Source organism: Bacillus sp. LH1 (assembly GCF_057924895.1).
Genome location: NZ_CM175007.1, coordinates 2,373,456 through 2,393,811, shown reverse-complemented (window position 1 = coordinate 2,393,811; position 20,356 = coordinate 2,373,456). Strand labels below are relative to the sequence as shown.

The 20,356-nt window shown below is 33.6% G+C and carries 21 protein-coding genes and 1 pseudogene; 3 read left to right on the top strand and 19 right to left on the bottom strand.

Annotation, left to right across the window (positions count from 1 at the left end; all coding sequences use genetic code 11):
• Nucleotides 1-262: 262 nt before the first annotated feature.
• The 3 genes and pseudogenes from ACX9TM_RS12540 to ACX9TM_RS12530 all read right to left on the bottom strand — a co-directional run.
• Nucleotides 263-670, bottom strand: a complete 408-nt coding sequence (locus ACX9TM_RS12540; RefSeq protein ID WP_000072495.1) for a VOC family protein — start codon at nucleotides 668-670, stop codon at nucleotides 263-265.
• 117 nt (nucleotides 671-787) lie between these two features.
• Entirely contained in the window at nucleotides 788-1,498 is a 711-nt protein-coding gene (locus ACX9TM_RS12535; RefSeq protein ID WP_025688183.1) for a class I SAM-dependent methyltransferase, read from the bottom strand.
• A gap of 99 nt (nucleotides 1,499-1,597) precedes the next feature.
• Nucleotides 1,598-1,738 (bottom strand): annotated as a pseudogene (locus ACX9TM_RS12530) (ABC transporter ATP-binding protein); the annotation flags it as partial.
• A gap of 491 nt (nucleotides 1,739-2,229) precedes the next feature.
• Between ACX9TM_RS12530 and ACX9TM_RS12525 the strand changes: the two are divergent.
• Entirely contained in the window at nucleotides 2,230-2,703 is a 474-nt protein-coding gene (locus ACX9TM_RS12525; protein WP_000342724.1) for a CDI toxin immunity protein, read from the top strand.
• A gap of 18 nt (nucleotides 2,704-2,721) precedes the next feature.
• Here ACX9TM_RS12525 and ACX9TM_RS12520 read toward each other — a convergent pair whose 3' ends face one another.
• Nucleotides 2,722-3,966 carry an MFS transporter gene (locus tag ACX9TM_RS12520; protein WP_001111720.1) on the bottom strand — a complete coding sequence of 415 codons (1,245 nt, stop codon included), beginning with the start codon at nucleotides 3,964-3,966 and terminating at the stop codon, nucleotides 2,722-2,724.
• A gap of 64 nt (nucleotides 3,967-4,030) precedes the next feature.
• Complete coding sequence (locus ACX9TM_RS12515) at nucleotides 4,031-4,666, bottom strand: TetR/AcrR family transcriptional regulator (RefSeq protein ID WP_001223581.1); 636 nt, start codon at nucleotides 4,664-4,666, stop codon at nucleotides 4,031-4,033.
• Between the two features lie 341 nt (nucleotides 4,667-5,007).
• Here ACX9TM_RS12515 and ACX9TM_RS12510 point away from each other — a divergent pair, with 341 nt between their 5' ends.
• Complete coding sequence (locus tag ACX9TM_RS12510; RefSeq protein ID WP_000033157.1) at nucleotides 5,008-5,220, top strand: hypothetical protein; 213 nt, start codon at nucleotides 5,008-5,010, stop codon at nucleotides 5,218-5,220.
• 1,309 nt (nucleotides 5,221-6,529) lie between these two features.
• Here ACX9TM_RS12510 and ACX9TM_RS12505 read toward each other — a convergent pair.
• From ACX9TM_RS12505 to ACX9TM_RS12490, 4 genes are all read right to left on the bottom strand, one after another.
• The gene (locus ACX9TM_RS12505) at nucleotides 6,530-7,906 is read right to left on the bottom strand and encodes a DEAD/DEAH box helicase (protein WP_065212736.1); all 1,377 of its coding nucleotides are present in this window, start codon (nucleotides 7,904-7,906) and stop codon (nucleotides 6,530-6,532) included.
• Nucleotides 7,907-7,979: 73 nt separating this feature from the next.
• Entirely contained in the window at nucleotides 7,980-8,249 is a 270-nt protein-coding gene (locus ACX9TM_RS12500; protein ID WP_000535037.1) for a hypothetical protein, read from the bottom strand.
• A gap of 159 nt (nucleotides 8,250-8,408) precedes the next feature.
• Nucleotides 8,409-9,095: an MBL fold metallo-hydrolase gene (locus ACX9TM_RS12495; protein WP_065382183.1), complete on the bottom strand. Its 687-nt coding sequence runs from the start codon at nucleotides 9,093-9,095 to the stop codon at nucleotides 8,409-8,411.
• A 172-nt stretch (nucleotides 9,096-9,267) separates the two neighbouring features.
• A complete protein-coding gene (locus ACX9TM_RS12490) occupies nucleotides 9,268-9,528 on the bottom strand; it encodes a hypothetical protein (RefSeq protein WP_000513517.1) in 261 nt (86 codons plus the stop codon).
• Between the two features lie 604 nt (nucleotides 9,529-10,132).
• Here ACX9TM_RS12490 and ACX9TM_RS12485 point away from each other — a divergent pair.
• The gene (locus ACX9TM_RS12485; protein WP_025688168.1) at nucleotides 10,133-10,462 is read left to right on the top strand and encodes a YkvA family protein; all 330 of its coding nucleotides are present in this window, start codon (nucleotides 10,133-10,135) and stop codon (nucleotides 10,460-10,462) included.
• Nucleotides 10,463-10,683: 221 nt separating this feature from the next.
• Here ACX9TM_RS12485 and ACX9TM_RS12480 read toward each other — a convergent pair whose 3' ends face one another.
• From ACX9TM_RS12480 to ACX9TM_RS12435, 10 genes are all read right to left on the bottom strand, one after another.
• Nucleotides 10,684-11,919, bottom strand: coding sequence for an MFS transporter (locus ACX9TM_RS12480; protein ID WP_063219928.1), 1,236 nt, complete (start codon nucleotides 11,917-11,919; stop codon nucleotides 10,684-10,686).
• A 204-nt stretch (nucleotides 11,920-12,123) separates the two neighbouring features.
• Nucleotides 12,124-12,594 carry a MarR family transcriptional regulator gene (locus ACX9TM_RS12475; protein WP_001030904.1) on the bottom strand — a complete coding sequence of 157 codons (471 nt, stop codon included), beginning with the start codon at nucleotides 12,592-12,594 and terminating at the stop codon, nucleotides 12,124-12,126.
• Between the two features lie 231 nt (nucleotides 12,595-12,825).
• Nucleotides 12,826-13,827 (bottom strand): bifunctional threonine ammonia-lyase/L-serine ammonia-lyase TdcB, encoded by a 1,002-nt coding sequence (gene tdcB / locus ACX9TM_RS12470; protein WP_000632959.1) that lies wholly within the window; start codon nucleotides 13,825-13,827, stop codon nucleotides 12,826-12,828.
• 74 nt (nucleotides 13,828-13,901) lie between these two features.
• Nucleotides 13,902-15,485: an aminotransferase class V-fold PLP-dependent enzyme gene (locus tag ACX9TM_RS12465; protein ID WP_063219927.1), complete on the bottom strand. Its 1,584-nt coding sequence runs from the start codon at nucleotides 15,483-15,485 to the stop codon at nucleotides 13,902-13,904.
• Between the two features lie 70 nt (nucleotides 15,486-15,555).
• Nucleotides 15,556-16,104, bottom strand: coding sequence for a glycerol-3-phosphate 1-O-acyltransferase PlsY (plsY, locus tag ACX9TM_RS12460; protein ID WP_000610870.1), 549 nt, complete (start codon nucleotides 16,102-16,104; stop codon nucleotides 15,556-15,558).
• Nucleotides 16,105-16,241: 137 nt separating this feature from the next.
• The gene (locus ACX9TM_RS12455) at nucleotides 16,242-17,135 is read right to left on the bottom strand and encodes a BadF/BadG/BcrA/BcrD ATPase family protein (RefSeq protein ID WP_000876588.1); all 894 of its coding nucleotides are present in this window, start codon (nucleotides 17,133-17,135) and stop codon (nucleotides 16,242-16,244) included.
• Nucleotides 17,132-18,304 carry an anhydro-N-acetylmuramic acid kinase AnmK gene (anmK, locus tag ACX9TM_RS12450; RefSeq protein ID WP_063219925.1) on the bottom strand — a complete coding sequence of 391 codons (1,173 nt, stop codon included), beginning with the start codon at nucleotides 18,302-18,304 and terminating at the stop codon, nucleotides 17,132-17,134. The genes ACX9TM_RS12455 and anmK overlap by 4 nt, the downstream gene beginning before the upstream one ends.
• Before the next feature lie 22 nt (nucleotides 18,305-18,326).
• On the bottom strand, nucleotides 18,327-18,593 hold the full coding sequence (locus ACX9TM_RS12445) for a hypothetical protein (protein ID WP_063219924.1): 267 nt from the start codon (nucleotides 18,591-18,593) through the stop codon (nucleotides 18,327-18,329).
• A 78-nt stretch (nucleotides 18,594-18,671) separates the two neighbouring features.
• The gene (locus ACX9TM_RS12440; protein WP_001032277.1) at nucleotides 18,672-19,955 is read right to left on the bottom strand and encodes a PTS sugar transporter subunit IIC; all 1,284 of its coding nucleotides are present in this window, start codon (nucleotides 19,953-19,955) and stop codon (nucleotides 18,672-18,674) included.
• 11 nt (nucleotides 19,956-19,966) lie between these two features.
• On the bottom strand, nucleotides 19,967-20,272 hold the full coding sequence (locus tag ACX9TM_RS12435) for a PTS sugar transporter subunit IIB (RefSeq protein WP_000865907.1): 306 nt from the start codon (nucleotides 20,270-20,272) through the stop codon (nucleotides 19,967-19,969).
• Nucleotides 20,273-20,356: the final 84 nt, after the last annotated feature.

Sequence of the window (20,356 nt, the reverse complement as noted above, 5' to 3'; positions counted from 1 at the left end):
TGCCTGATGGTTCATACATAGTTGTCTATATTTATATTAACAGATAAACGCAAGTAACCACTAAAAAATTCTGAAAAGACAAAAAATACACATCTATTCCATTCATTTAAACTAATCGTAGAATTGGTAAGTTTTAAACAACTCACTTCCACATAAAAAAAGCATTCCAAATCTGTTGACAGTTGGAACGCTTTTTTATGTTATTTCATTTTTCAAGCTTTTAACTAAATCCATTAAACAAATAAGCTACGCTTTTTCTTTTTTATTCAGCAAGAGTTAACTGCCAAGATACACCATACTTATCATTTAACCAGCCAAACTTTTTACTAAATGGATAAGAACCTAAAGGCATGAGAATTGCTCCATCCTGCGCTAGTTTATGAAAGACCGTTTCAATTTCTTCTTCTGTCTCACAAGTTACATAAAGAGACATAGCTGGAGTGAATGTAAAATTATGATTTACATAACTATCAATACACATAAACTCTTGGCCATTTAGCGTAAAAGTTGCATGAATTACAGTTCCCTCTTTACCAGGTCCATTTTCATCGTAGCGAGAAATACTTACAATTTCCGATTGATCAAATAGCGACGTATAAAAATTCATTGCTTCCTCAGCTTTGCCTTCAAACATTAAAAACGTAGTAATTTTTTGATTTGTGTTACTCATATGGAGACAGCCCCTTGTTATATATTTATGTAAAACATAAGTCGGCAAAAAACCGAACGTACATTCCTATAAGTGTATTGTCTATAAAAACGATGAGTTTGTCAATTATCTACTTTATTATTTCTTCTTAAATAATGCTGTCCAAAGAAATGATTCTCCAAACATTTCTTTCGGTTGTTTCATTTGTTTCATCCTTCTAATCTCAATTACCTCAAATTCTTTAAATATCTCTCTTAACTTTTCTTCCGAGTATGCAAGACCACCTTGTAGACTCCATCCTCTATATACATCCCAATCTGTTATTTCCGATCCATTTCGCTCATCTAAATCGCCTGCCGCAAAACATGTTAATCCGAAATAACCACCCGATTTTAATGAGTTTTTAATTAAATCCACATAATTTATTCTTCTATGCGGTGGAATGTGATGCAAACAGCCCGAATCGTATACAAAATCAAATTCGTTTTGAACCTCTAAATTAAAAATTGAATCACAAATAAAATGAATTGCTACCCCTTTTGCCAATGCCCTTTCTTTAGCCCAATTAATGCCTTCTACAGATAAATCCACTGCTGTTACATCAAATCCTTGAGTCGCTAAATAAATGGCATTTCTACCTGGACCACATCCAAGTTCTAATACCTTCCCTTTTGAAACTCTCTCTTTTTGTATATACGAAACTAGATTCTCATCTGGAACATTTTCAAAAAACGGAACATCCTTTTCTCTATTCTCATAAAAATCATTCCAAAATGGTTCTGCAGGTCTTAATAATGAATCAAGCATTTTTAAAATGTCTTCTTGTGTGTGTAACGTTTCAGTTTTCATTAATACCCCTCCATAAATTAATAGTCAGAAAATTATTATATATCTTTTCGAACTTTCAAACAAAGAAAAAACTCCTATATTCAATAGGAGTTTTTGTCTTTAAAATCCGAGTACAGCTAACCATTTTAACAATTTCTCTTCTCGCGCTTTTAAATCATCATTCCTAAACTTGCCTAGTTGTATTTCACTAACAACTTCTCCGTCCTCCATAAAAAGAACTCTTTCTGTTTTCTCTGCTACCTATACAACATGAGTCACTTAAGAAGGTTACTTTGCTGAAAAATAAAGCCGATTTCGTTAAGGGATATTTTTGCTAACGTCTCTTCTTTCATACATGTTATTTCATACAATCATACTTTTCTAATAAAATAACGCTTTTGTTCACTTTTTTGATACATTTACGAAACATTCATGTGTTACCTTCATTAAGTTCTTTTCTTTTTATAATGTCGTGTGAGATATACCAACAGAGGAAGCCCTAGATCCCCTAATCCTAGGGCTTTTTTATAAGAATTTTATACATTTTATTATTTCCACTAACTCTTTAAATTGTATATACATAATATAAAATTTTCATGTTGTTATATTTTTTGATGGCCTCTTATCTTTCCTTAAAAGGCTTTTTTTCAAATAACGCTTTTATTTAATTTATATTTAAAAAGTTCCTTTTCATAAAGACTTCCCTTATATGCTATACTCATTATTAAATAATTGTATAAGGAATGTTAAAAATGGATGATAGATCGTCAAGACAATGGAAATTGCGACAAAAGTTAAGAGCACTGAAAACCAAAAACAACAATGACACAAACCCTTTGTTTAGTGAATGCCTTGAATCCCTAGGAAACGAAACTCTCATTTTCTCCCAAGAAAAAAGCCAGCAGATTGCTATTATTTTAATGAATTCATTTCCTATAACTGTCTCGGGAAGAATAGATTGGGAACAGATAGATAACCAATTCATAGCTTCGAACAAAGAACAACTAATTTCCCTTATTAGAGCAAACCAACTAGATTTTGACGAACAGATTTTTATAATATGGGATAACTATGAAATCCCTGTAGTAAGTACAAATCTTGATAAAGTATTCCAATCACTAGTTGACGTTGATGCAGTCAGTTTTTATTACTGGATATTAGACAAAGAATATAGATTCGTAATTGAAATAAATGATAAAGAATTGATTAGGATTGGGTTTCGCTAATACTCTAATCATATGAAGCTAGTTCCCTTCATTTCTTAATATTTTCTTCGTCACTATAGCTATTAATATCATTATGAAACTAATAGCAAATATAGGTAAATAAATTTTCGTACTGAATCCTTCAAACATAAAACCATATACGACTTGCCCAATTGGTGCCATACATTGAGATACCGCTGTTATAATTGCCATCACTTTTCCTAGATTTTCATTTGGTGTTTTCTTTTGGACTACAGTAATCACATAGATGGATACAATTGTCATAATCATTGCGATTAGAAGAGAAGAAAGTATAAAGAGGATAAATGGTGGATAGTATCCTAAATTAAGAATAAACGGTGTAACTGATAGTGCCACTGGCATTACTAATAAAGCTATGATAAGCATCCAATTATATAATGTTTTCATCTGTAACTTTTTAGCAAAGAAACCGATTGACAATGCCCCTAATATGGTTGCAAAATCAATTAATCCCATTCCAATTCCATACATCGTATCGCTACTCTGCATAGTCACTCGTAACATAATAGGTCCCCCAACAACAAATAACGGTGTCAAAATTAAGTTTAGTAAAGCTGCAAGTAACATAGCCTTCAAAATAAAAGGTTGCTTTAAAACATAAAGAAAACCTTCTTTCATATCTTTTACAATTGTCGGTACGATATGGCCTTCCTGTATTCTTTTTATAAATGGTATTGTAATAAACATTTCTAAAATCGCAGATAAAAAGAAAGCAAGACAACTTGTTATTACGAGCATTTTCAAACCAATTATGCCGTATAATATTCCTCCTAGTACAGGTGCAACTATATTAGATAATGCTTGCACACCATTTACGATACCGTTTGCTTGTTCTAACTTTTTCTCTGGAACTAATTGCGGAATACTCGCCATTACAACTGGTGCGTACATTGCACTAATGACTGCTAGTAAAAACATAATTGTTCCAATCAATAAAATAGATACCGATTCAGTTAATAACAAAACTATAAAACTTAATACAATAGCAGCGTTTATAAAATCAAAAATGACCATTACATTACGGCGGTTGAAACGATCTGCTATTGCTCCGCCAAGAGGTGCTAGCAGAAACGGAATACTCGTTACCGCATATAACCCTGCGAATATATCTGCACGCCCTGTTATATCTAGCACATATAGTGAGAGAGCAAAACGTAATAGTGTTGAACCTAAAATAGTAATAATTTGACCACTTACCATTAAGTGAAAATCTTTCAAGGAAGATTGAATACTTGCTGGCATCCTCATCACATCCTTCATTTAGTCTAGACCGACTGCCGGTCTATAACACCCAAACAGAAAAAAGCTATTTCTGTTTCATTAAAACCTCGATCATATAATCAAAGGACCCTTCTTTCGCTCCAACAGATACTTCCATCATTTTAATATACGCCTTAGCTCTTCTCATCATTTCTTCCGGTTTCCACTGAAATAAACCATCATCAAATATGACTTGTGCTGAAGAGAGTAATAATTCAATTGTTTCTTGTGGGTATGGAGTATAAAATATGCCTTCTTCTATTCCTTGCTCTAAAACTTCCGTTAATACAGGAGATAAATGTATAATGGATTGCACTAAACTTTTCTGATGCATTTCTGCATTATTTGGTTGATGGAATTGTTCAATCATTTTTTCTTTGACATCTCCTGATTTTGGTGATTGTTCCATTAAAATTTTAAATAACTTATCTAAAACGGGGATATCGGGATTGGAGACAATCCTTTTCGCCTTAGTGACATCCTCTTTAATAATCCTCATAATGATTTCATCCATTACTTCCTCCTTCGACTTAAAATAATGATAAAACGTCCCCTTTGCTATACCAATTTCTTTTAAAATATCATTCACGGTTGTTTTCGTATAACCTTTCGTAAGAAACAAACGCTCAGCTGTTTCTAAAATTTCCTTTCTACGCTCCTCATACTCCTTTACAATTCGCATTCAAGTTCTCCTTCCCACCAGACCGACTGTCGGTCTATTAAAATTATATGTTTAGTTTGCAAAAAGTTTCCTATTATCGTACATATACAACACCATACTTTCTATTTCCTTTATAAATTTTTATTTTTTAACGTCCGCTCAACTTGTTTAAAACGTATCTCATGTTTCTTATTGTCACCTTTCATTTTAGGAAAAGAACGATGCCTTCGTTCGATCTATGTACTTATCAATGGAGTATTTTGTTGAGTTCCAATATGTAATATTGCATATTTTGTACTTTTAATTTTTGCACATGCGATAATTTATTTATAAAAATATAATTATTAATAAGGGTGATTTATATGAGCAAGTTCCGAAAGAAAATGATTAAATATTTGCAAACATTTTGGGGATGCTTAGCATTTGGTGTATTAATGTTTGCTATCTTCTTAATTACGGATTTAACAGATGCATCTTTAAATACATTAGGCTGGAGAGACTGGTTAGGTTCTGTAGCAGGCGCAACCATTTTATCTGTTGGAATATTTACTTTAAATAAATTGAATTTAAAATAAATATTCGGTCAATACTGTATGTAGGCTGTATGCCAACATTCATTTAAAGTAGTCTTCTCTGTATCTCCTTGTATTGAGCAGTTAGCTTTTGCTAGCTGCTCTTTTATTTTGTTCCGGTTCTTGCCTCTTAAAGAACTCTTTATCTACTTTTCCCCAATAAGTACACATATCTATTCCCCTTTGCTACAAAATGAAATTTTTATTTTGTTTTACGCGTCGCTTCTTCAATCAGCCAAGATACAATATTAAAATCATTAGCTTCACCCTTTAAAGATGTTCCGTTCCAAAAGCATTCTTTCATCACTTCAAGTAATTTTTCAACAGCTTCAATTCATCTCATATTCATTTTCCCTTTCTCCCAAATAACTATTTTGTTTTATTAATTAACTGATTAATAAAACAAACACCTTTATTAAACATTCCATGTTTCTTCACCCCTTGAATATTTTTCAAATAAAAATACATACTACTTTCAAGCTGCCGTGTCCATGGCTAATACCTCTTTCTTTTGATGTATATTTTTTAAGAAATCGAAAATAATACCAACAAGCTGTTTGAACTAGCAGCTTCACTCTTCTCGCAATGGGGATGCAAATTATCACAATTAGCTAACTCATTGAACTCACTGGCAGACAACCAAAATCGTTGTCTGCTTTTTGTATGAGATTTTTCGTTTTACATATACTACTTTTGAACCTGCAGACCAATACGAGCCATTTTGGTACTTGGGATTTCCCTTCCGGGGATAAGTATTTTTTACTTATCCCTTTTTTGTATAGACACGTATATTTAGGGTAAAACTAATTACAAGCAGATTTTCTGTTTATGCGTAGTTCTAAACAAGATTACTTTTTCTCCTATTAAAGGACGGCAGGTACGACTGCTAGTCCTTTTTTCTTATTTCGCATATTATCACTACATTACCTTCATCGTCGTCGTAAGCAATTTCCCCATAAGGATGGCAGTGGTGCTTCTCGAGTTCCTCATCGATAAAAACTAACAAATTAGTTTTCCAGTTTCCAACGATCGTACACCAATACGAGTTTAATCCTTCATAAACTTCTCTTGTTCTATTTCGATAATTGCGGAATGTATAATGAAAATACTCGCTCGCTTCAATACCTTTTCTTTTAACCAAAGTGTTCTGCTGAATGACAGTAATACCCTTGCTCTACTGGTTTTGAACTATAAAATTCCCTTTATAAATTTCAAATACGGTGAATGAAATTTTCTCTTGCCATCATCCTTGTTGTATTCAAACAAAAAAAAGAGCCACAATATTTTGCGACTCTTTTACAATTATAACCATTTAACGACCACGTCTTTGCTGACCTTGCTTTGTACTACCTTTTTTATTACTTGGCTTATTAAATGATCGGTTATTTTCATTTCTAGAACTATTTCTCGAACTATTTCTTGAATCACTTCTTGAGCTATTTCTCGAATCACGTCTTGAATCACTTCTTGAACCTTCGCGGCTATCTCTTTGACGATTTTGACCTGATTTCTTCGGAGCCGGCTTTGGTACCGGTTTTCCATTTTCATCTACACGTTTTATCTTCGGTTGTTCGATTATTTCTCTTTGTATTGGTGCACCAAGCGTTTTTTCAATTTCTTCTAAATGTTTTTCATCTTTCGCTGCAACGAACGTAATTGCAAGACCTGATCCACCTGCACGTCCTGTTCGGCCAATGCGATGAATGTAACTTTCTACATCTTCAGGGATATCATAGTTAAATACGTGCGTTACACCATCTACATCAAGTCCACGAGCTGCTACATCCGTTGCGATTAAGTACTGAATTTTAGCTTCGCGGAAACTCTTCATAACTCTTTCACGTTTCGCTTGAGGTATATCACCATGAAGTTCAGCACAATTATAACCTAGTCCTTTTAAATTATCATAAAGCTTACTTGCTCTAACCTTTGTACGACAGAAAATAACAGCTAAAAATGGCTGATCACGATCCATAACAAAACGAAGTGCATCTGGCTTTGCACGGTCTGTCGTCTCAATGACACGCTGCTCAATTGTATCAACCGTTACTTCTTCACTTTGTACTTGAATCATTTGCGGTTCATCCATATAACGCTTCGCCAATTTTTTAATATCTTTTGGCATCGTTGCTGAGAATAACATCGTTTGTTTACTACCTGGTGTCTCATCTAAAATGTCTTCAATATCATATAAGAAACCAAAATAAAGCATTTGATCCGCTTCATCTAGTACAATCGTTGAAAGATTACTTAAATCAATTGTTTCACGTCGTATATGATCTAATAATCGTCCTGGTGTTGCAACAACAATATGTGTATTACCTTTTAATTTTCTCAATTGTTGTGCTACATCTTGCCCACCATAAATCGCTAGTACATTAATATCTTCTCTTTGAACAAGCATTTTTTTAATTTCAGTTGTAATTTGCAGAGCTAGTTCCCTTGTTGGTGCAACAATTAAAGCCTGAACATCACTAGACTCTGGATCGATTTTTTCTAAAATCGGTAACACGAATGCTAACGTTTTACCCGTTCCTGTTTTCGCCTGCCCAATAATATCTTTACCTGACAGAATAACTGGAATTGCCTTCTCTTGAATTGGTGTTGCTTCTGTAATTCCATTTTCACGTAATGTATGATTAAAAGTTTCACTAATTCCTAATTCTAAAAAGTTTTTCAAATAGACCACTTCTTTTCCTTATTTTTCACATTAGCTTTCATTGTACCATTTGTTTCGCCAAATATGAAAAATAAAAAAATTCTTATCTTCTTTTTTTATATTCATCCTGTACTAGATGAACAAATTCTTTTTGCTTTTTCTCAGATTTTATTAATGTTTCCATGTTAGTAGAAGACAAAATGAACTTCTTAATTTTTCTATTACTCCAAATTAAACTTGTATACTTCGGATCTTCATGTAGATTTCGAAACCACTCTAATTCACTTAATTTTGCGATATGGTGTTTCAATTTCATGTCATTTCGAGGATAAAATAAAATGATATCTGCTATTACATCAAATAACGAACCCATTTTCTCCCCCCTATACCCTTGCTCAAATTATATATATTCTTCTTTACGTATATATTTCAATTTTACCGAAATATAATGTTACTGATTTGGTTGAAATCGCAAAATATATGAACTAAAAAACCGATCTTTTCGATTTAGGAAAGACCGGTTTTCATTAATTTATACAGTAAGCTTTCCTCCATGATAGCAATAATACTGTGCTGCTTTAAAACTTTTAATCCTATTTAAAGACTGTTTCGCTTTTTCTATATCCAAACAAAAATTCGGATTAGCTATTACTAACTCACGATTCTCTTGAACAGCCGCATCTCCCGTAATTACACAGTCTAAATTCGGAAAATATAATGAAATATGCCCCGAAGTATGTCCTGGCGTTGCCACTACTTGACATTCATTATTCAAAATCATTTGACCATCATGTACTTTTTCATCGACGGAAATATGTTTTATATTTTTTAACTGTTGTATAAACCATTTGCCAAATTCTTTTTCTTCATTGGGCATACGTTCTAACATTTCTTCAGCTTGAACTAACCTCTCTGATTTTATATCACCATTAATATAGTTAGATTCAATTTCACTAGCAATAACATTAATATTTGGATATTTCACTTTAAAATCATATACAGCCCCTATATGATCGTCATCATAATGGGTAATAATTATATTCTTTAAGTTTTTCATCTCATATCCATGTTTTAATATTGCATTTTCAATTAAAGGTAAAAAACTTGGATATCCTGTATCAACTAACGTTAATTCATTATGTACTATAATTAAACTTGGATAAATACATTGTTTTTGCCCGTTAAATTCGAATTCAATTGGTAGTTCTATTATTTTCATTTTTCTTCCCCCATACCGCTTATAAAATGCATAATAATAACTAAATCATACACATACATTTTACTGTACATATCACAAATAATTTGAATCCAAATATCCATTTTGTTAGAATTCACGTTTAATGTGTAATTTCTATATAACAAAGAAAAAAGCACCCGTTATGGATACTTCCTTATCTTACCTGCTCAACTACATAAATCAAATTGGGTCTATCCGAAACCTGATATGTATAGTCTTCATTTTTATGCATATATGTTTCTATCCTATTTATCACTTTAAACATTCTGTCTGAATTCGCACTGAAACGAGATACTGAATCACATAAAACTATTGACCCTTTCTTATAAAAATTTATAATTTCATAAATATCTCGTTCTAAACAAACTTCTCCTACTTGCAAATCCTCTTTCGCTTCATAGTTATAAATTCCCATCTTCATTTTCCCCCTCAAATTGTATTTTTTCTTACAACATCCCCTTGTTACATAAATAATACCACGATAAAATTCTAAAACTCAAACTCATCGGCTTCATTTGAGAAAATAAAAAAGCCATCACCGAAGCGACAACTTTTAAGAAAATGGGAGAAAAGAGAGGAAAAATGGTTCGAACCAAAGTAACACCTGAAATGCTAGATGAAGTGGCTAATCTTGCAATTAATACCAGAATTACATTAGAAGCCTATGAATCACCAGCGAGTAAAGAGGCTATTTAAGAATTACAAAAGTTCTCATCAATAAATGCACCCTTAGATTATTTAGAAGTAATTCAATATTGTACGAATGCAGAGATTAATGTAGAAAATGAACTTTAATACGTATTACCACCAAACGTTACCTGCGTAGTACCTTTACTTGGAACGAACACATACTATGTAACGGAACACTGTTCAAAATAATCCACATTATAATATTTTGAACAGGTATTCCCCTATTTTTATGGAAATATATAATTAAGAAAAACAATAAAATTGATTAATCTCTCACTTCTTTGTCCATCCTTTTAAAAAATCTATGTTTTTGTAAAAGGAGTGTTTATATGGAGAAACAGACACTTTGGAAAAAGTTCAAAAAAAGCTCTGTAAACCTCGGTAAATCCAGCGTATATGAAAGTATTATTTTATTCTATACAATGAAAAAGAAAGAATTACCTAATAAAGCGAAATTCATAATATTAGCCGCTTTATCTTATTACGTATTAACAATTGATTTCATTCCAGATATAGCTGCTATTATTGGGATCGGCTTATTAGATGATGTTTTAGCAATCGCTGTAGCGCATAAATACGTGATGAGACACGTAGATGCTGAAATTCGAGAGAAGAGCAAAGTAAAGATGGAGTCATTATTTACTTCAGCACAAGCATAATGAAACTATCTAGTCATTTACCTACCTTTTTACTTTCAAATAAAGCTAACTGTAATTAATGATAGTTCCACCTCACTGAATATTACCCTTCACCATGAGAGCATAGCAGAATAAATTCCTAAACAAAAACTTTTCTCTTAGCTCTCAAACCGTAAACAAATAGGGAATCAGCACTTGTTCCTAAGTTCTGACTCCCTTTTATTTATTCTTATATCTATCTGTTATACAGTTTCATGCGTTCCCTTATATAAAACTGCTATTGCCGCTACTATAAGAATCATACCCATAAAAGCAGGTGCGGCATGACCAAGTGATACATAGATTTGTCCTCCAAGAATAGGACCAATCATTCTTGCTAAAGCTTGAATAGATTGGCTTCCACCTTGAATCCTTCCTTGTTCACTAGAACTGACAGACTTTGAAAGCATCCCGTTGAATGAAGGTCCGAAAATTGAATCCCCAAAACCATACATCAGCATCCCAGCGATAAGTAGTGGATAGAGTGAAAACAAAGCTGATGCCGCAATAAAACTGTATCCTATAATCTCCGAAACCATCCCAAGAATTGCTATTTGTTTATCACTAAGCTTGATCAAAAGCTTTGGCATGATAAAACTTTGTGAAACAATGTCTTGAAAGCCCAAAATTGAAAACATAAGTCCGATTAATACAGGTTTCCAACTGAAAGTATCCATTGTAAATTGCGTGAAAATTGCTTGTAAAGATCCGTTAGGTATCCAAAGTAAAAACGCTGAGACAAGTAACCACTTTAAATTTTTCATGGAAAGTATGTTTGCTAGCTGTACAAAAGGATTTAACCTTACAAACGTAATCTCTTTCAACCTATTATTTTTTTCAAGGCTCTCAGGCATATATTTGATCCCATATACAACATTTATTAACGTTATGATTGCACCAAAATATATAGGTACAGTATCACCAAACTTGGCAAGTATCCCCCCAATGGTTGGGCCAATGATAGTTCCCGCACCTACAACTGCACTCACCCATCCAAAATATTTCGTTCTCTGTTCTTTTGGAATGATGTCTGCAAAATATGCGAAGATAGTACTTATGCTCCCGCCTGTTATTCCTTCTATTATGCGTCCAGCAAATAGTACCCATAAAGCTCCTCCTATTCCAAAAACTAAGTACCCAATTGCAGAACCAAATAAGCATATTAAAAGTAATGGACGACGGCCATACTTATCGCTTAAAGCTCCGAGTACTGGTGCAGCTAAAAACACGCAGGCCGCATATACGGAAGTTAGTAGTGTAACAACCAATGCTTGTTCTTCCGGATTACTTGTATATGGCTGTACTAAGAATGGGACTACAGGCATGATGATACTGAAACCTATACCACAAAGAAATACAGAAATAAGTCCGAATAGTAAAGCATGTTTATCTATGCTTTTTTCAGTTCCCCTTTCATTTTTCGATCTAAATATAGACATTTAACTTCTCTCCTAAAAATTTTGTTGCTTTGTCAACAAAATAATAACTCTATTTTGTTGATTAGTCAACAAAAATAAAATAATAAAAAAGCAGCCTATTCTCATTAGAGTAAGGCTGCCCGTAAAAGCCCGATTGGTGAGGGCTGATAATCAGTGGAGATGAAGCCCCCACTGATTAAAGTTTCACTTTATTATTAAAATATATTACGATTTAATATGTATACCTTGTTTCTTTATTTCTGCATCCAAATGTCTACTATACTTTTCCACAAAGCTAATTATACTGTTGAATTCTTCTTCAGTCACTTGTTCAAATACAGCTTTATCTCGCTCTTGAAACTCTTTATGCAAATTTTCATGGATTTTATAAATTTCTTTCCCTTGTTCGGTAAGCCTAAAATAAATTTCTTTCTTATTTTCTGACTTTTGGTAGCTTTCAACAAGGCCTTTTTGTATGAGCTTCTTAGTCATTCTACTTATAGCACCGCGAGTCACATAAAAAGCCTCTGCGAGTTGTGTCACGTTAGAATCTGCATTGTTTTCAATATATTCAATGCAGTGGACTTCAGAAGACTTAAAACCTTTAAGACCCTCTTCCATCTTATCTTTATTAAGCCAAACCAGCTTATTATATAATTCCCTGAAACCGTTCATGACCTGTTCTTCTTTATTCATGCCCTGCCCTCCTCACCGCTCATTAGCACATTAAAACTATTATATTAAATTTCTGCTTACGTTTCGACAATATTGAAATAATTATTATAACATTAAAGATATGTGTAAAAATAGGCGCTTAAATAAAATAATTTTTAAACAGCAAATTTTGCAAGTTTATTTCTACTTACAGTAAACGGTAGACAAAAAGTAAGAGCTAAAATCATTTCTCTTAGCTCTTCTTTCATAAAACTATTTCACTTCATTAGCGACAAAAAAGTGCTCACATACACTTGATATGCGCTGTAAGTCCACGTTCCCACCAGATATAACAGCCACTACTTTTTTCCCTTTTATATAACTATCAACTTTTCCTGCAAGAAGTGCAGCAGTTGCTAATGCACCTGCACCTTCTACAACAGCTTTCCCACGTTGTAATAAATCTTTCATCGCTACTTCCAGCTCTTTTTCTGATACAGTTACAATATCATCTACTAATTCTTTTACAATTTCAAATGTTAATTCACCTGGTATTTTAACTGCGCAACCATCTGCAATAGTAGGCGCCTCATAGTGTTCTACGATTGCTCCTTTATCGTAAGATGCCTTCATTCCATGAACATTATCTGCTTGGACACCAATTATATTAATGGATGGATTAAAAGATTTCAATGCTACAGAAATACCAGAAATAATTCCGCCTCCACCTATTGGTACAATGACAGTATCTACATCCCACATATCATCAAGAATGTCTAATCCAATTGTACCTTGACCAGCCATTACCTCTACATCATCATATGGATGTAAGTATGTTTCACCTGTTTCCCTTATAATTTCTTCACATTTTACCTTTGCATCATCAAAGGTTTCACCATGTAAAATCACTTCAGATCCATATCCTTTTGTTGCTTCAACTTTTGCCTGAGGTGCAGAAATTGGCATAACAATTTTACTCTTAATACCGAGTAAATGAGCAGATAATGCAACTCCTTGTGCATGATTACCTGCTGAACATGCAATTACACCTCTTTCTTTTTCTTGATCCGTGAGCCGCGACATTTTATTAAATGCGCCACGAAATTTAAAAGAACCCGTTAATTGCATATTTTCTAACTTCAAATGAATTTCTCCACCCGTTTTACTAGTTAAGTAAAAAGATTTTACTAATGGCGTTTTACGAGCATTTCTATCTAGAATTTTGTGAGCTTTTTTAATATCGTCTATATGTAATGGTAGTTTTCTAGTTATCATACTGACACCTCTTCCAATGTTCTATTCCTAAGTTTTCGTAAGTCGTAGCTCCTTTATACGAAAAGAAAAAGTCTTTATATATGTACCCCACTCTGAAATAAACACATTTGCAAACAATTTAACATCCTCTTCATATCGCGTTCTTTATAATGATTTAAACATGCAATTTGGATCCAATTATTCTTTTGTAAATAAGATGACTCATAATGAACGATGTATCCTTGTAATGCTAATGTATCGCCTACTACTTTAGAAGAATAATCTTCGCTCAATACAATAGTAAGTATAATTGGCGCGGCATGTTCTTTAGGTGAAACAAGCTTTAAACCCATATCAGTAATAACTTCTTCAACATAATCATATGTCTCTTTAATTTTTACAAATGTCTTTTCATCTTCAAATCTCTTCAACGCTTCTTGCAATGCATAAATTAAATTCCATGATTGTGAGTATGGAATACTTTCATTTTCTTCATACATGCCAATGTCCATATAGGCCGGCACAGCCTCGTTTATTTTTACAATGTGGTTATGAAAAACGAAAGAAATTCCTGTATATGATTTAATCGCTTTACCGCTAACACCACTTGCAAAATACACATCCTTCAAGTCTAATGGTATCGCTCCAATTGAGCTTATGCAATCTACACACAGTTTCATTTGATTCTCGTTACAAAGAGTATTTAGCTCGTTTAAATCGTTTAACATTCCAGTAGATGTTTCATGATGAACAAACCAAATCCATTCATAATTTCCAGTTGTCATAATTTCTTCTAATTCGGTATAAATAAATGGATCTCCCATTTCCTTTTTATACGTATCAAAATGTAACCGTGCTCGTTTTGCATGTCCAACTAATCTATTACCAAATTCCCCATTTGTTAATACTAGTCCTTTCCCTTTTAAAGAACGTAACTGTAAAGCAATCGCATCATTTGCTAACGTCCCTGTTCCTAACATAAGCTGTACATGTTTTGCTTTTGTCATGTGAAGTAACCGTTTTTTCACATTGTCCATCATCACTTGAAATGACTTAGAGCGATGGGAAATAGGTCGCGTAGAAAATGCCTTTCGAACGTTCTCTTCAATATCTACTGGACCAGGTAAAAACGTATATTCTTTCGTCATAATCCCCCCAACACTCGACTCTTCAAACATAGCAGGGGTAACATACATTGGCTGGAAGGCTGCTTCTTCTGTACCAACTAACGTATGGAAAGATTTGAATCCCATTTGCTCATATAAAGCTAGTTCACGTGTTGTTGCAGAAATGAGTGCTAATTCATATCCATTTAGAAGCAAATAACGATGTAGAAAACGAATTAATCCTAACAACGCTCTTCCATTTCTATATTCACGTTCTACTGAAAGTAAACGAATTTCATACACTTTTTCTCCATGCTCTTGCAAATAAATATCTAAATTTGAAATTTTATAATCTAACGAGAATGGTCGTTTTCCCCGCACTGCGACCATACCTACTAATCTATCCTCATCTAAACAAATTAAATATGTATTTTCTTTATGAAACCGATCTATACGAAACCGTTCTTTCGTTTCTTCATGTTGTGGTATCTCTTCTACAAAAGTTTTATAATTCAATTTATGTATACTTTCAAATTCCCAATCTTGATCAGCAACTTTATAAATTAACCCCATGCCTTATCTCCTTTATCTATTTAATAAAAAATGATAAGTGGAGATTATCCCCACTTATTAAACATTCATTTTATTCTCGATTTACATATAGAATGAGTACAATAATTATTCCACTTAATATAGTGGTAACAATAGAATAAGAATAAAGAATCATACAAATTGGTAAACAAGCAATCGTAATTAGTCCTGGCTTCGTAAACCCTTTAAATATTAAATAAAATACAATAAAAATGCCTAAGAGGGTAAGCGCTATCAAATAATCAAATGCGATTAGTCCTCCTATAAATGTTGAAATACCTTTACCGCCCTTGCCTTTAAATAAAACTGGATAAATATGTCCAATAATAACGGCCAATAATGTTAACATTACGAATGTAGGATCTTCAAAAAGGTATTTTGCTACAGCAACAACGATTGCCCCTTTAATTGCATCCCCTAAAAATGTAGCGATGAAATACCCTTTTCCATATACGCGCCCCATATTTCTTGCGCCAGGATTTCCGCTTCCTTCATCCCTAATATCAACGTTATGTCTCAATTTTGTTACTATATAAGCGGTCAATATGTTTCCAATTAAATAAGAAGCCACCAAATATAAAAACTGCATACTATTAATCATGTAATCATTCACTTTCTACATGGGAATACATATACAATATTCAATTACTACGTATATTGTACGTTTTTAACATACATCCCTTTATACATTTTAACATCATATTTTTACAAATCATACAAAAATTCTCATACCTATTTTTAAAAATATATATCCCTCATTAAATAATATGTTCCTTTCACTGCCATTTCTGCTTGTGATACGAATGTAATTTCTTTCATACTTTCTTCACACCATTTCTTAAATACAGCAAATATTTCAGGAACTAAACGCAATATACTGCCACTTACTGCAATTGGCGTTGAGTGCTTAAAGTTCAACTTGTTATAAACATTTACTGTAATCCTTGCTAATTCCTTTCCAGCTTGCATCATAATTTCATGCGCATCATCATTGCCATCTCTCGCTTCCTGAATAACTAATGGGGCGATTGCTGCAATTTTATCTTTAGAAGAAGTATATACTAAGCTTTTTATATGAGACGGTGTCAAAAGTTGAAACTGCCTTTGAATATTCAAACTCAATGGACAAAGACTGATTCCTTGATCGAACTGAATTGCCATTTTCTTTAAAGCTTGTAATGCAATCCAATATCCGCTCCCCTCATCTCCTAAAATATGTCCCCATCCACCGCTATACTGATATACTTCTCCTTTTTTTCCTATACAAATTGCACCTGTACCACCTATAGTTAATATTCCATCCTTACCTTTTAAAGCAGCTGCATGTGCGATCATTGCATCATTAAAAATTTCAATTTTTGTTCCGTATTTCTTTTTTAAACGTAATGTTAATTCATTTGTATTCGCTCCGCTTATACCAGCTAATCCTAAACAAACACAAACACAATGCCCATTTATTAAACTCTTCTGGCATTGATTAATTGCTTCCATAATATGCACAAGAGCTTCTTCAAAATCTATTAATATGTTTCCAAAACCACTGGTAGCTCTTACAAGTTCATTTCCGTCTTTATCAAATGCAATTGCCTCGGTCTTCGTTCCCCCGCCATCTACTCCAATCATATACTTCATATGTTCGCCTCATTTTCATCTGCGTATGGAGGGAATGTTATATTCCCTAAAATTACGGAATTCTTAGCACCTGTTGCGCTCGGCACATTACTCGGATTACGATGATACGTTTCGTTTGCTAAAATAGCAAATGCAATTGCTTCTTTCGCTGCTGAAGAATGACCAATATCTTCTTGTATACATATGCTACATTTCTCTTCTCTTAATCCATTCCGTAACATTTCAACAAGTGTATTATTATAACTTCCACCACCACCTAAAATCACCTCATCAATTTCATAATACGGCAAAATAAACGCCTTATAATGATGAACAATTGAACATGCTGTAAACATCGTGACAGTTGCCAATATATTTTCTTTACTATGCTTTTTAAATCGATTCAATAATTCAGTCACAAACGCTTCTCCAAACTGTTCTCTACCTGTTGATTTTGGTGGTTTCATATTCAAAAATGGATGGTTCATACAGTATGTTAAAATTTCATCTACAACTACCCCCTGCTTTGCAATCCAACCATTTTGATCATATGGTACATGAAATAATCTTTGACATACTTCATCGATTACCATGTTGCCTGGTCCAGTATCGAAAGCAATAACACTCTCTTTACTTCGTTTACTTGGAACCACTGTAACATTACTAATCCCACCAATATTTTGTAGTAGTCTATTTTTAGTTTGATGCCGATATAAAATAATCTCTGAATATGGTACAAGTGGTGCACCTTGTCCCCCTGCCGCCATGTCCATCGTTCGGAAATTCGAGATAACCGTCGTGTTCGTTTCATATGCTATTACTGCTGGTTCCCCAATTTGCAATGTTGAAGAAATAATATTCCCTTCTTGCTTTGGCTGATGATAAATCGTTTGTCCGTGAGAGCCTATTAAATCTAATTGTCTCAAAGGAAAATTGGCCTCTTTACAAACTTCCTTTACAGCATTGGCGAAGCATAAACCAAGTTTAAAATTTAAACTACATATAAGTTGGACATTCGAAGTTTCAATTGATAACGCTTGTTGGATCTCATTTTTCATATCATTACAAAATGGAACAGTAGTAAAATGGATGAGTTGGATTTTAGAATCTACACCACTTCCTTCTATATGAACGAGCGCTACATCTATTCCATCTAATGAAGTACCAGACATTACCCCTGCAACATACATAACGTGCATGACCTCCTATTTACTAAAAAACAATCATGTAAGTAACGAACGTACAACCAATCGAAAACAATATAAATCTAAAAAACAACTGAGCTTTCGATGCAAACGATCCATCAATGAAAGAAACAACTACCGTAAGCGAAACGCTTGCCGCAATACTTGTAACAAGCCAGATACTATGCATTTGTGATAGATTTAGCATGCCTAATAAAGGGACAAAAAGTAAATTTGCACAAATCACTCCAAATAATAATAAAAATACGCCTTTATAACTAAATTTTATATTCATTCTATTTCCCCCTTTCTAGTTTTAATGTGAAAGAAGTGATAGACAAAAAGTCTATCACTCAAAATAACAGCGTGCAGATTAAGGATTAACAGATTCCCCGTCACCATTTTTTTCAATTTCAAGCATATTTTTGTCGTACATTTTAAAGAATGGTAAATAAATAAGGAACGATATTGCTATATTTATAAAAACTAATACAATCGCACGCCAATCTCCACCTGTTGCTAAATATGCACCAATTGGAGCAGGTAGTGTCCATGGCGGCATAATATGCGTTGGTGTTACAAATCCCATCGCAGTTGCTGAATATGCAACAGTTGCTGTTACAAGTGGTGTAATGATAAATGGGATAATTAAAATTGGATTTAGTACAATCGGTAATCCGAATATGACTGGTTCATTAATATTAAAAATACCTGGAACAATACAAGTTCTTGATAATGCTTTCGAATATTTCGATCGACCAAATATAATCATAGCTAATACAAGCCCTAACGTCGCACCAGAACCGCCAATCCATATAAACCATTGATATAACGGCTCTGGTGAAATAAATGGCAACTGATCTGCTCCACTAGCAACTGCTTCACCATTTTTCCCTAGGTATACTTCCCATAATGGCCGAGCAACAGTTCCAACAACCGACACACCATGGATTCCGAATGACCAAAAAAACGTAATTAAAAACACTGGAATCATTACACCGAAGTAACTATCCCCAGCTTTTACTAATGGTGCTGCTAATTTATCAACAACATGGTGTAAATCAATGCTAAAAACGACAGTTACTAGACTCATTATAATAATAACGAATGCTGCAGGTATAAGTGCTTCAAATGAACGCGATACAGATGGCGGTACTTGTTCTGGCATTTTAATCATTACATTTTTCTTCTTACAAAACCTTAAAATCTCTACGGATAAAATAGAAACAATCATCGTCACAAATAATCCATGACCTCCGAGATTTGTCATCGGAAGCATGAATCCTTTTTTATCAATTAACTCAGGCGTTAATGTTAAAAGTAGTGAACATACCGCGAGCTGTGCTCCTGATAAAGCATCTAATTTATAACTTTTCGCTAAATTATATCCTATTCCAAATGCGATATATAAGGACATAATAAACATGGTTAAACGATATGGTATCAATATACTTGTTTGATTCTTTAATGCCCAAACTGATATAAAACTATCTTTCGGCAGTGGTGGAAATGCTACTATTAAAAAGAAGCTTCCTACTATAATAAATGGTAACGCCGAAATAACTCCATCACGGATTGCTTGTAAATGTCTCTGCTCAGAAAGCCTTGCCATCGGTCCAGATAAGTTTTTATCAAGAAACGTGACAAACTTATTCATAACGTTTCCCCCTAACTGATTAATTCATTTACAGTTTTTAATAAAGTCGGGCCGCCAAGCGGTGTGTATGCTTGCGGCGGTATGATGCCACACGGAATAGATTCCTCCTCTGCAAATTTTTTTACAGAGTCAAATCGGTGTCTTATTTGAGGTGCTACCATTACGACATCCCAGCCATTCTTTACTTCTTCCTCTACCTCATTCGTTCCAATTGCATGCACTTCCATGTTCACACCATTTTTCTCCGCTTCTTTTTTTAAAGCGTTTACAACAATTGCACTGGACATTCCTCCAGAACAGACGAACAAAACTTTCATTTATTAATCCTCCTATACTTATAATTTATTACCCTTCAAATGAAAGGAAGTTTCACTTTACTAACAAGCATATGAAGTAGTAAA